We start from the raw sequence: 12,505 nt of genomic DNA, 5'->3' as shown, positions 1-12,505 counted from the left end.
AAGCTGATGCGCAGATTTGATTTATATATCAAAGCAGATGATACAGTGCACTTATGAATCGTAACACTATTGATGCTGCTGGAGCACCTGCCGCAGTCGGGCCGTACTCGCATGCGGTTCGTCACGGCGGCCTACTGTTCCTCTCCGGCCAGGCTCCGTTCGACCCGCAGACGGGCGAGGTGGTGGCAGGAGGGATCGAGGCGCAGACGCGCCAGGTCTTCGCCAACCTGGAGTCGGTGCTGACCGCCGGGGGATCGAGCTTCACCGAGGTGCTGAAGGTCAACGTGTACCTGACTGATCTTGACGACTTCGAGGCCGTGAACGCGATCTACGGCGAGGTCTTCACCGAGCCGTATCCGGCAAGAACGACGATCGCGGCAGCCGGCCTGCCGCTCGGGGCGGCGGTCGAGATCGAGCTCGTCGCCCGGGACTCCCAGTCCTGATGTCCGCTCAAGCCCGTGGTGATCAGAAGGGGGCAGCTGCGATGCGCGCTGTCGTGCAGACCGAGTTCGGAGGCCCGGAGGTCCTGTCCCTGGTGCACGATGCACCGGTGCCCGAGCCGGTGCCGACCGAGGTGCAGGTGCGCGTCAGCCACGTCGGCGTCAACCCCGTGGACGGCAAGACCCGGGAAGGCCGGTCGGTGGCTCCGCTCATGGGCGGGTTCCCGATGACAGTCGGGTGGGACGTCGCCGGAACCGTGACCGCACTGGGCACCGGGGTGAATCGCTTCCAGGTCGGCGACCGCGTCTACGGCATGCCTCGCTTCCCTCGCGCGGCGAATGGGTACGCCGAGTACGTGACGTCCCCGTCGCGCCATCTGGCGCGCATTCCGGACTGCCTCGACTTCGCCACTGCCGCCTCGATCCCACTGCCGGCGACGACGGCGTACCAGATCGTGCATGACGCCGCGCAGGTGCGCAGCGGCCAGAAAGTTCTGGTGCTGGGGGCGGGCGGGATCGTGGGCTCCTACGTCGTGCAGATGGCCAGGAGGCTGGGGGCGACGGTTATCGGACATGCGACCGGTGCCAAGCTGGAGCAGCTGGAGACGCTGGGCATCGATCGCGCGATCGACTACGCCGCCCACGAATTCGACGACCCGTACCTCCCCGGAGGGCCGGTCCGCAACGTCGACGTCGTCGTCGATCTCATCGGTGGACAGTTCGCAGCGCGCTCGGTGCCGCTCACCCGGCCGGGCGGCCTGATCGTCGGTGTGCCCTCCGGCCAGCAGCAGGAGCTCCACTCCGCCGCCGAGCGATCCGGGATCCGCTGGACCGACATCATCGTAGAACCCGATCGCGTCGCTCTCGAAAACGTCTCCGCGCTCATCGCCGACTGCGCTCTCCACGTCGTGCCTCCCCGGGTCGCGCCGCTGGAGGACACCGTCGAGATCCACCGGCAGATGGCAACAGGGCGCATGCCCAAGACAGTGCTGCGCGTCGCCGGCTGACGGACGCGGCGGACTGCACCGAATCATTCGGAGTCCCCTATCAAGGACAGCATGGACACGAGTCCCACGCTCCCGAAAGGAGCCGAAAGAGCCGACCTCTGTGCCGCCATGCTGCTCCGGGCGACGAGGAGCGGTGAGCGCATTGGCCCGCTCCCGTCCGGCATCGCTCCCTCCACACGGGCGGAGGCATACGTCGTGCAGACCAGGATCGCCGACCTCGGGGGCCATGCCACGGCCGGCTGGAAGATCGCTGCGACGAGCGCGGCCGGGCAGCGGCACATCAACGTCGACGGCCCCATCGGTGGCCGCGTCTTTGCCGATCGCGTCCACGCCGACGGCACCGCGCTCTCCCTGCGAGGAAACGCCATGCGCCTGGCGGAACCGGAGTTCGTGTTCGTCCTCGGTTCCCCGATACTTCCGCGCGTACGGCCATACACTGCGGCCGAGGTGATGGATGCCGTGTCTGAGCTGCGTTTCGGCATCGAACTGCCGAGTACGCGGTTCACCGACGTCACTGCGGTCGGCGCGAATCAGCTGATCGCCGACAACGCCTGCGGCCACCAGTTCGTGCTGGGCCCTGAGACGCTCCGCCCATGGACCGCATCGGAACTCGCCTCCGTAGACATGACGGCGACCATCAACGGTCCAGCAACGAGCCGGTCCGTGAAGGGGACGGGAGCCAATGTGCTCGGCGATCCGGTCGCGGCGCTCACCTGGCTGGCCAACGAGCTCACCTACATCGGAACGCCCCTCGAAGCCAGTGCCTTCGTCACCACAGGGACATGCAGCGCCCCCATCGCCGTGCAGCCAGGCGACCGATTGGCAGCACACTTCCAGGGATTCATGACTGTGACCTGCGCATTCGTCCCCTGATCTGCTGACGAACAATTTCGTGTCCTGCTGGCACAGACCAAGGAAGCACAAGCCGTACCGGTATGCTATTTGCGCGGGCAGGTGCCGACATCCTCCTCATGACGATTTGTCGGGGGCGCCTGAACTTGGGCTCAGTCAAGATTTCCGTGAAGCCGATCACGCTTCCGTGCGCCGGTGACGCTCCGTCACTGATGCCACGACACTCGGAGAGTGTGGGGAGCTACTGAAGACGGTGTTACCGCACCTGGGCGGGGTGCTGGTGGAGGAAGTGAGTGCCGAGGGCGGGGTGTTACGCATTGCGGCGAGAACGTCGGGGTCGGTTCCGGCGTCGTGCCCGGATTGCGGTGCACCGTCCCTGCGACGGCACAGCGGATACCAGCGCCGTCTCGCGGATGGCGCAGTCGGCGGCCGGCGGGTGTGCATCGAGCTGACCATCCGCCGTCTGTTCTGCGACCTGGGTGCAGCCGGGTGACCTTCGCCGGGCAGGTCGAGGGATTGACGGTGCGCTATGGGCGTCGAACCCCGCAGCTCAGGGACCTGTTGAGCGATCTCGGTGGCTCTGGCGGGCCGGGCCGGCGAGCGGTTGGCGGCCCGGCTGCCGGCGCCGGTCAGCCGGACCACGTTGCTGGGACTGGTCATGGCGCTGCCTGATCCGCCCGCTGGGACGCCCTGGGTGCTCGGGTCGACGAGTTCGCCACCCGCAAGGGACACAAGTACGGCACTGTGCTGGTGGACTGCGAGACTCACGCCCCGATCGACCTGCTCCCCGACCGGGAGTCGGCCACCTTCGCCGCCTGGCTCACCGACCACCCCGGAGTGGAGATCATCTGCCGCGACCGGGGCGGCGCCTTCGCCGAGGGCGCCCGCTCCGCAGCCCCGATGCGGTCCAGATCGCCGATCTCTGGCACATCTGGCACAACCTCGCCGAAGCGATGAAACACCTGGTCAGCAAGCACAGCGCCTGCCTGCGCGAGCCGGATCCCGACCCGGAATCGGGTCCGGACATCGTATGCCCGCCCATCTCGCACGCAGGCCGACTGGCCGCCCGGGTCCAGCAGCAACACACCGCCGTGCACGAACTCCTCGGCCAGGGCCTGAGTGTCCGGGCCGTGGCCCGCCGCCTTGACCTGGCCCCCAACACCGTCCGGCGCTATGCCCGGGCTGCTACCTGGCAGGAACTCGCCACCGGCCGCTGGCAGAACATCCCCAGCACCCTGGACCCCTACAAGCCCTATCTCAACCGACGCTGGAACGAAGGACACACCAGCGGGGCCAAGCTCCACGCCGAACTCCGCGAACGCGGCTTCACCGGCTCCTACTCCGTCGTCCGCGACTACCTCCGCCGCTTCCGCCGCGCACCGGCCGACACCCCGCCCCCACCGCGCCCGCCCAGGGTGCGCAAGGTGACCGGATGGATCACCAGGAACCCCGACCGCATGAGCGACGACGATCAGCAGAAACTCAAGGCAATCCTGGCCCGCTGCCCCGAACTTGAGGCCGCCACCCGACATGTCCGGTCCTTCGCCGCGATGATGGCCATCCGCAGCGCGAGCCGATTGCCCGAATGGATCGCCGACGCCCGCGCGGACGAGCACCACGGGCTCCGCGGCTTCGCCGACGGCCTGCTGACCGACTTCGACGCCGTCGCTCAGGGGCTCAGCACGGAGTGGAGTTCGGGCTGCGTCGAGGGCCGGGTGACGGACCAAGCTGCTCAAACGGCAGATGGCAGGACGAGCAGGACTCCCCTTGCTCCGCAAGCGAGGCCTGCTCGTCGCCGCGGACCGCCGACAACACAGAGTTATGAAGCGACCGGTCCCGTGATCGGCTTCACGGAAATCTTGACTGAGCCACGGTTCAAGCGACGCCGACACGATTCCAGCTTTCACGGCCCGGCGACTTCGCTTCTCCTGGGCCACCCTGACGCAGACGTGCGCGCTGGAACGCCTTCGAGATGTACTGACGACCATGATCGGTGTGCATTCCCGCGTCCGCAGCGCAGTTCCCATGCGTCTTCGACAAGACTCGCGCGCACGCGATCGACGCCACGACATGGAACAGATCGGCACTCCGCGTACTCACTCCAATCTCCGAGCTTGGCCGCCTTCGCCTCGGCGGCTTCTTTCGTCGTCGCCCGGCGGTGGGACCGCTTGCCGGTGACTCCCGCTCGCCTGCCTGACGACGCTGCCAATGGTTCGTCAAGAGGCGGCAGCGCCGGTTTGTCGCCGGTTGACCTGGGCGGACGAGATGGTGCTGTCAAACAGCTCGAGATGTCGCCACCGAGCTCACCGGCCGCCCACGCAAAACGCTCGGCTGGGAAACCCCAGCCGAGCGCCAGCATGGACTGCTCGCGGCCCGATCAACACGACCACGCGTTGCGACGCCCCCTGGAAAGCGCCGCTTGACCAGGGCATACGCGTTGTGGGTACCGGACTTGCGGGCGGGAGTGCGCAGTTCGGTCAGCAGGTTGAGTTGGTTTGGGTGAGGAGGCCCATCCGCCACGGGAGCGAGTTGTAATCGCCACTGGCGCTGGGGTCCAAGCCCTGATAGACGTACTTCAGATTGCAGGGGTCGATGGTGTTGGTCTGGTCGTTGCCGGAGCGGACCATGTCTCCGTGGCTGATGTCCTGGGTCCAGGGTGTGCCGGAGAAGGAGACGTTCTTGGCGCCGGCGAACGGTGAGGACTCGGTGGCGGCCAGCGGTGTCCAGGGTCCGGTGAGGCTGCTGGAGGTGAAGGACCGGAAATAGCGTCGTCCGTTGGACGGCGCCATGGCCTCGACAAGCAGCAGGTACTGGTTGCCGCCAGCAACCTTGTACACATTGGTCGCCTCAAACACATTGGCGGCCGTGTCGGACATGACCACGGTGGTGTTGCCGAAGCCGTTGGGGAAGTTGGCCAGGGTGGTCTGCGCCCGGAAGAGCTGCCCTCTGTTGTTCGTGAAGAACATGTGGCAGTCGGCCGTGTCGCAGGTGACCCAGAAGTCGAGCCATCCGCCGTTGTACTGCTGCACGATCGGAGGCTGGGTGGACATGAACGTTTTCGGCGCCGACCATGACGCCGGGTTGCTGGGGTCGGTGCTCGTCGAGTACGTGGGTGGACCGGTCTGGTAGACCATGTACCACAGGTTCTGCGGGGCGAAGTAGAACACCTGTGGTGCGGCCCGGTAGCCCGGCCCCATCGGCGACACCTCGTCCAGGTACGTCTGTGGCGCCGACGCGGCCTGTGACCAGTCACCGAACTTGAAGAACTCCAGCGCGTACCCGAAGTCCGGGCCAACGGCCGAGGCGTAGATCAGCCATTCGTTGTTGTGGCGGACCACCGAAAAGTCCTTGATGGCCACGGCGTTGTGGTTCGCGTTCGGCTTCGGCCCGGCCAGCACGCCGCTGGAGCTCCACTGGAACGTCGACGGCAGTGAGGGGGTGGAGACGTCGCCGACGCGGACGAGTTGCCATTGCTGGTTGTTCCCGTCCCAGTCCCAGGACTGGACGACTTTGCTCCCGTCAGCGGTGGAGCCGTCCTTCAGCTCCGCGGCCATGCCGCTGTGCCGATTGATCAACCGCACATAGCCGCCCGACGAGTCTGCCAGCCGGAACTGCTGGTTGGCCCCGCCCCGATCGCTCCACTGCACGATGTCGGTTCCGGCCGTGGTCGACCACCCCTGGTTGTCGAGCACCTTGCCGGAGTGCCGATTCTGCAACCGGTAGTAGCCGCCCCCCGAGTCGAGGAACCGCCACTGCTGGTTGGCCCCGTCGTGGCGCGTCCACTGCACCACCGCGGCACCGTCGTTCGTGGCGAAGTTGTAGTCCTCCATCGCCTTGCCGCTGTTGCGGTTGACCAGCACGTACCACCCGTTGAGGTCAACCGTCGCCGCCGACGCCCGCGTCCCACCGGCCACGACCAGAAAAGCGGTCAGCATGGCCATGACCACCACCGCCACCAGGCCACGTTGTCGGGGCGAAGTCCATCTGGCCATACCAATGGCCACCATCTGTTTCCTCCTTCTTCGTCAGGGCCCGGGCAGCCCGTCTCATGGCACGGCACACTCTCGCCAGAACCAACCAGTCCAGCACCGGCAGGCACTCCCGCCGCAGCAAAGGAACGGAGAAGTCCCGCAGCGAGGTCCTGCGGCCGCCACTGCCAGTGCGATGACCTGCGCACCGAATCTGTTGTCGACGCCAGAGAAGCCTGGAAGCGCTCCCTGACCCGACCACAGTCCCCCGTCCCGTCGGAGGGCAGCGAGTTTGTAAGGGCAGTTGATTAATCGGGCCACACTGTGGGGCCGGAAGATCCCCCCGTCAAGACTTGTTGCAAATTCAGTGGGCGGACCGGGGCAGCCAGGACTCCCGGACGGAAGGCGCCCCTCCATCACCGATGGTCACGTCGAACCGCGCCGACCTGCACATGTGCTCCGTCTTGACGGATTGTCACCACCCCTTGCCCACCAGGTGGATCGCTCCCCAGAACTCCCGCCGCAGTTCCGGCTCCCGATGCGGGCCCGGCTCCGGCCCGGTCGAGATGCGCGCGGGCCCACCAACACGCGCGGGCAGGGACGCGGTCACGACCGTGGAAGCCCATCGGCGCGGATACTCCGCGTCACGCCGCCCTATGGGCCACTGCGCGGCCGGCCATCGCACGACCTCATGCCCTCTGCGGGTTCATGGCGCACAGGAGGCCGCGCGGCCTCCGTGTTGCGACGGCGTCACCTAATTGTTATGGCGAATGACAAATAGCGCCTCCCACACTCTGGCGCACGGGCTCCGGAGCGCCGTAAGTTCCCGCTCACAACATTCAGCCGGGCGGATCACCCAACACCCGGCAATTCCCCCGAGAGCGCGCTTCTCGCCTTCCTCCTCACCACCCTCGTGCGTCCGGTCGTCCGGCCGTAACACCAGAAAGGACCCTGCCCATGCGCAAGGGACTCCTCCTCACCACCGCCTCGGTGGCGCTGGCCAGCTCGCTCACCGCCTGTGGCGGCTCCTCGTCGAGCAGCAGTGACTCCGGCTCGGACGCCAAGCCGAAGATCGGTGTGATCCTCCCGGACAGCAAGTCCTCGGCCCGCTGGGAGACCGCTGACCGCAAGTACCTCTCCGAGGCGTTCAAGGCGGCGGGCGTCGAGTACGACATTCAGAACGCGCAGGGCGACAAGCAGGAGTTCCAGACCATCGCGGACCAGATGATCACCAGCGGCGTGAACGTCCTGGTGATCGTGAACCTGGACAGCGGCACCGGCAAGGCCGTTCTGGACAAGGCCAAGGCACAGGGCGTCGCCACCATCGACTACGACCGGCTCACTCTCGGCGGCTCCGCCCAGTACTACGTGAGCTTCGACAACACCGCGGTCGGCAAACTGCAGGGCGAGGGCCTCAGCAAGTGCCTGAGCGACATGAAGGCCAAGAAGCCCATCATCGCCACGCTCAACGGCTCCCCGACGGACAACAACGCCACCCTCTTCGCCGAGGGCTACAACGGCGTCCTCGACCCGAAGTACAAGTCGGGTGACTACGTGAAGGGCCCGGACCAGTCCGTCCCGGACTGGGACAACGCCCAGGCCGGCACCATCTTCGAGCAGATGCTCACCAGCGAGCGCCAGATAGGCGGTGTGCTCGCCGCCAACGACGGTCTCGGCAACGCGGCCATCGCCGTCCTGCGCAAGCAGAACCGCAACGGCGAGGTCCCGGTCACCGGCCAGGACGCCACCGTGCAGGGCCTGCAGAACATCCTCGCGGGCGACCAGTGCATGACCGTCTACAAGGCGGTCAAGAAGGAGGCCGACGCCACCGCCAAGCTCGCCATCTCCCTCGCCAAGGGCGAGAAGGGCGAGACGAACGCGACCGTCGAGGACCCCGAGGGCAAGCGCAAGGTCCCGTCCGTGCTGGAGACCCCGGTGGCCATCTACCAGGACAACGTCAAGGACGTCGTGGACGACGGCTTCGTCACCAAGGAAGAGCTGTGCACGGGCGAGTACGCCGCCCTGTGCACCAAGGCCGGCATCAAGTAGCGCCCTGACCGGCCGGCCGGACCGTGCCCCCTGGTCCGGCCTGCCCGACCGCGGGCCCCGGGGCTCCCACCTCCCCAGGGCCCGCGACCTCACGACCGTAAGGAGCCGTCTTCCATGACAGCGACCCCGATCCTTCGACTGCGCGGGATCGACAAGAGCTTCGGCGCCGTGCAGGTACTGCACGACGTGTCCTTCGACGTCCACCCGGGCGAGGTGACCGCCCTCGTCGGAGACAACGGCGCAGGCAAGTCCACCCTGGTCAAGTGCATCGGCGGAATCCACCCGATCGACGGCGGCGAGTACTGGTTCGACGGTGAGCAGGTCCAGGTGCACAGCCCGCGTGAGGCGGCGGCCATGGGTGTCGAGATCGTGTACCAGGACCTGGCGCTCTGCGACAACCTCGACATCGTGCAGAACATGTTCCTCGGCCGCGAGAAGCGCCGGGGCCTTGTCCTGGACGACGCGACGATGGAGGAGATGGCCGCCCGGACCCTCGAAGGGCTGTCGGTCCGCACCGTCAAGTCCATCCGCCAGCAGGTCTCCAGTCTCTCCGGCGGCCAGCGGCAGACCGTGGCCATCGCCAAGGCCGTGCTGTGGAACAGCAAGGTCGTCGTCCTGGACGAGCCGACCGCCGCGCTGGGTGTCGCCCAGACGGCACAGGTCCTCGAACTCGTGCGGCGGCTGGCCGACAACGGCCTCGCCGTGGTCCTGATCTCGCACAACATGAACGACGTCTTCGCGGTGTCCGACCGGATCGCCGCCCTCTATCTGGGCCGGATGGCCGCCCAGGTCAAAACGTCGGACGTGACGCACTCCCAGGTCGTCGAACTCATCACCTCAGGCCGCAGCGGGGACCTCGGCCTCGCCCACAGCAACGGAGCCACCGCATGACCGCCGCCCTCGCCCCCGAGAAGCCGGACCTGCCGGGCAGTCCCGGTACGTCGAAGAAGAACGGAGCGGCCGGGTCAGCGAGTCTGCGCTCGGTCGCCCGGAACTACGCCGAGCGGGTACGGGGCGGCGAGTTGGGCGCCCTCCCCGCCGTACTCGGCCTGATCGTCCTGTGCCTGTTCTTCGCCGCCCTGCGCCCGGTCTTCCTTTCCGAGCTGAACTTCGCCAACCTGCTCACCCAGGGCGCGGGCAGCATCGCCATCGCCATGGGCCTGGTCTTCGTCCTCCTCCTCGGCGAAATCGACCTGTCCGCGGGGTACGCCAGCGGGGTCTGCGCCGCCGTCCTGGCCATCCTGCTCACCGACCACGGATGGCCCTGGTACGGCGCGGCCGGCGCGGCGATCCTCACCGGCACGGTCATCGGCCTGCTGCTCGGCCTGCTGGTGGCGAAGGTCGGCATCCCCTCCTTCGTGGTCACCCTGGCCGCCTTCCTGGGATTCCAGGGCATCGTGCTGATGCTGCTGAAGGAAGGCACCAACATCTCCATCCGGGACGAGACGATCCTGGCCGTCGCCAACAACAACCTCTCCCCCGTGCTGGGTTGGGTACTGCTCGCCGTCAGTGTCGGGGCGTACGCGGCGATCCAGCTCCGGCAGAACCGCAACCGCCGGCAGCGCGGGCTCGCCACCGCTCCGCTCACCCTGCTCGCGGTCAGGATCGGCGGCCTGGCGGTGCTCGGTGCGATCGCCGTCCACCTGCTCAACCAGGAGCGCAGCCGCAACGTCATCGTCGACTCGCTCAAGGGCGTGCCGATCGTGGTGCCGGTCATCGCCGTCCTGCTCGTCGCCGGTACGTTCCTGCTCCAGCGCACCTCGTTCGGCCTGCACATCTACGCGGTGGGCGGCAACGCCGAGGCGGCCCGCCGGGCCGGCATCAACGTGGCAGCCATCCGGATCTCCGCGTTCGTCATCTGCTCGTCCCTGGCCGCGGTCGGCGGCATCATCGCCGCGTCCCGGGGCAACTCGGTCGACCCCAACACCGGTGGCAGCAACGTGCTGCTGCTGGCGGTCGGCGCCGCCGTGATCGGCGGGACGAGCCTGTTCGGCGGGCGGGGCAGGGTCGTTGACGCCGTGCTCGGCGGCATGGTGGTCGCGGTCATCCAGAACGGCATGGGCCTGATGGGGTACAGCTCAGGGGTCAAGTACGCTGTCACGGGTTCGGTTCTGCTGGTGGCCGCAGGCGTGGATGCCCTCTCCCGTCGCCGGGCCGTACAACGATGAGGTCTGGGTCTCCATGAAAGCCGGTCCCTCGCAGGAGGAGATTCGCCGGCACAACCTCGGCACCCTGCTCCGTCATGTGCACATCGGCGGCTCCACGTCGCGGGCCGTCCTGGCCGAGCGCATGGGACTCAACCGCAGCACCATCCTGGGTCTGGTCAGCGAGCTGACCTCGGCCGGACTCGTCCGTGAGGAACTGCCCCGTGACACCGGCAGGGCCGGCCGGCCGTCCCTGGTCGTACGGCCCGAGTCCGACCGCGTGTACGTCCTCGCCTTCGACGTCGGCGTGGACCGGCTGGCCGCCGCACGCATCGGTCTGGGCGGGGTCGTACTCGACCGCAGGGAGATCCCCGTGCTTCCCGGCCGTCGCGACGCCGACAAGGTGGCTGAGGTCCTCGCCGGCTCCGCACTGGAGATGGTGGGCACGGCGCCGCACGGAACCTACTGCGTCGGCGTGGCCGCCGCCGTCCGCGGGATGGTGCGCCGACCCGACGGCCTCGTCCGCGCCGCCCCCTACCTCGACTGGGAGGAGGAAGCGTTCGGCGAGGACCTCACCCGCCGGCTGGGCCTCGGCCTTCCCGTCTCAGTCGGCAACGAGGCCAGTCTCGGTGCGCTCGCGGAGCACCTGCGCGGTGCCGGGACCGGCTGCCAGGACCTCGTGTACCTGCATGGCGACATCGGCATCGGCGGCGGTGTCATCACCGGTGGCCAACTGCTGGGCGGCGACTGCGGATACGGCGGCGAGATCGGGCACATGGTCGTCAACCCGCGCGGCGGCAGGCCCTGTGGCTGCGGGGCGCGCGGCTGCCTCGAAGCCGAGGCCGGGGAGCGCGCCCTGCTGGAGACCGCGCAGCGCGACCCGTCGGCCACCGGCCGGGAAGCCGTACGCGCCGTCGTCGAAGCGGCCGACCGGGGCGACATCACCGCCCGCGCCGCGCTGCACGACGTCGGTGACTGGCTCGGCATCGGCGTCGCCAACCTGGTCAATGTGCTCAACCCGCGTACGGTCATCTTCGGCGGGACGCTCCGCGAGGTGTTCCTCGGCTCGGCGGCCCAGATCCGCAGCCGTATCAACCGCCATGCCCTCACGGCCTCCCGCGAGAACCTGCGGCTGCGACTGGGGGAACTCGGCGACGACGCGGTGCTCATCGGAGCCGCCGAACTCGCCTTCTCCGAGATCCTGGTCGGCCCTCTGGAGACGCTGGCCCGCGCCGGCGCATAGCCAGTACGGCGACGCGAACGGCACGAAGACCGGACCGCCACGCGGTACACCCGAGACGGTCGCCGCATCCGGTGGTCACCCCGGCCCCGGCGGAGGAACCATGGTCCTGCTGGCCTGCTCGTGCTCGCCATTCGGCTCCGGCCGCAAGCGTCGCAGCCGGAGCATCTCGGACGGCGAAGGGCGCGCTCGGCTTCGGCTGGTGGGTCATGGGTCAGGCCTTCCTGGTACGGGAGCGGATGACGGCCATCCGCGTGACGGTCATGTCCTCAAGGCGAACCGGGGTCCCTCGGGTCCGGTCCCGGAGTCCTTCACCCCGCCGTACGGCATGACGTCGGATCGGAAGCCGGGGACCTCGTTGACGACGACGCCCGCCTCGATCCGGTCGATCGCGGCGAACTCGGTCTCCAGGGAGGGCCCTCCACGCCCGGGCCGACGCGGACGATCCTGCCGGACATCTCGTGTCCCAGGACGGCCGGTGCGGCGACTCGGGCGTCCATGTCGCCGTGGAAGATGCTGTAGTTGCGGATCTGCGCCCGGTTCAGGGCGGCTTCGACTCCTGGCCAGACGGCGGAGTGGAGTTCGCGGTACTCCTCTCGATGTTCGGGCCGCAGTCTGATGGTCTGGGCGATGCGCTTCATACGGTTTCTCCCTCTACGCCCGCGGAGGACGCGTGGGCCTGGGCGTCGAACGGTGTGCGGTAGCTGGGGGCGTTGGTGCGCAGCCGGAGGCGGAGGATGAGCCGGACCCGGGTGGGACGCGGGCAGCCGGACGGTCAGGAAGGCGCTGTCGTAGGCCGCCTCGG

At 68.1% G+C, this 12,505-nt stretch carries 12 protein-coding genes; 10 read left to right on the top strand and 2 right to left on the bottom strand.

Annotated features, from left to right (window positions below; genetic code table 11):
* The first annotated feature begins 53 nt into the window (after positions 1-53).
* From AQJ91_RS36015 to AQJ91_RS56445, 6 genes are all read left to right on the top strand, one after another.
* A complete protein-coding gene (locus AQJ91_RS36015; protein WP_067030093.1) occupies positions 54-443 on the top strand; it encodes a RidA family protein in 390 nt (129 codons plus the stop codon).
* 41 nt (positions 444-484) lie between these two features.
* On the top strand, positions 485-1,447 hold the full coding sequence (locus AQJ91_RS36010; RefSeq protein WP_067030090.1) for an NADP-dependent oxidoreductase: 963 nt from the start codon (positions 485-487) through the stop codon (positions 1,445-1,447).
* Between the two features lie 51 nt (positions 1,448-1,498).
* Positions 1,499-2,320, top strand: coding sequence for a 2-keto-4-pentenoate hydratase (locus tag AQJ91_RS36005; RefSeq protein WP_067030088.1), 822 nt, complete (start codon positions 1,499-1,501; stop codon positions 2,318-2,320).
* Positions 2,321-2,552: 232 nt separating this feature from the next.
* Complete coding sequence (locus AQJ91_RS56455; RefSeq protein WP_324618044.1) at positions 2,553-2,792, top strand: transposase family protein; 240 nt, start codon at positions 2,553-2,555, stop codon at positions 2,790-2,792.
* A gap of 257 nt (positions 2,793-3,049) precedes the next feature.
* On the top strand, positions 3,050-3,256 hold the full coding sequence (locus AQJ91_RS56450; RefSeq protein ID WP_234383244.1) for a hypothetical protein: 207 nt from the start codon (positions 3,050-3,052) through the stop codon (positions 3,254-3,256).
* Complete coding sequence (locus AQJ91_RS56445) at positions 3,253-4,722, top strand: hypothetical protein (protein ID WP_234383243.1); 1,470 nt, start codon at positions 3,253-3,255, stop codon at positions 4,720-4,722. Before AQJ91_RS56450 ends, AQJ91_RS56445 begins: the two co-directional genes overlap by 4 nt.
* A gap of 54 nt (positions 4,723-4,776) precedes the next feature.
* On the opposite strand, the gene AQJ91_RS35995 is transcribed toward AQJ91_RS56445, so the two are convergent.
* Positions 4,777-6,306, bottom strand: coding sequence for a non-reducing end alpha-L-arabinofuranosidase family hydrolase (locus tag AQJ91_RS35995; protein WP_067030082.1), 1,530 nt, complete (start codon positions 6,304-6,306; stop codon positions 4,777-4,779).
* A gap of 918 nt (positions 6,307-7,224) precedes the next feature.
* Here AQJ91_RS35995 and AQJ91_RS35990 point away from each other — a divergent pair.
* From AQJ91_RS35990 to AQJ91_RS35975, 4 genes are all read left to right on the top strand, one after another.
* Positions 7,225-8,316: a sugar ABC transporter substrate-binding protein gene (locus tag AQJ91_RS35990; RefSeq protein ID WP_067030079.1), complete on the top strand. Its 1,092-nt coding sequence runs from the start codon at positions 7,225-7,227 to the stop codon at positions 8,314-8,316.
* 114 nt (positions 8,317-8,430) lie between these two features.
* Positions 8,431-9,207, top strand: coding sequence for an ATP-binding cassette domain-containing protein (locus tag AQJ91_RS35985; protein ID WP_067030077.1), 777 nt, complete (start codon positions 8,431-8,433; stop codon positions 9,205-9,207).
* Complete coding sequence (locus AQJ91_RS35980; protein ID WP_067030075.1) at positions 9,204-10,484, top strand: sugar ABC transporter permease; 1,281 nt, start codon at positions 9,204-9,206, stop codon at positions 10,482-10,484. The genes AQJ91_RS35985 and AQJ91_RS35980 overlap by 4 nt, the downstream gene beginning before the upstream one ends.
* Positions 10,450-11,703, top strand: a complete 1,254-nt coding sequence (locus AQJ91_RS35975) for an ROK family transcriptional regulator (RefSeq protein WP_234383242.1) — start codon at positions 10,450-10,452, stop codon at positions 11,701-11,703. Before AQJ91_RS35980 ends, AQJ91_RS35975 begins: the two co-directional genes overlap by 35 nt.
* A 308-nt stretch (positions 11,704-12,011) precedes the next feature.
* Here AQJ91_RS35975 and AQJ91_RS56440 read toward each other — a convergent pair whose 3' ends face one another.
* Entirely contained in the window at positions 12,012-12,341 is a 330-nt protein-coding gene (locus AQJ91_RS56440; protein WP_234383241.1) for an L-rhamnose mutarotase, read from the bottom strand.
* Positions 12,342-12,505: the final 164 nt, after the last annotated feature.

This window comes from Streptomyces dysideae (genome assembly GCF_001514305.1).
Classification (GTDB): domain Bacteria; phylum Actinomycetota; class Actinomycetes; order Streptomycetales; family Streptomycetaceae; genus Streptomyces; species Streptomyces dysideae.
This window is presented reverse-complemented; position numbering and strand designations above follow the sequence as displayed.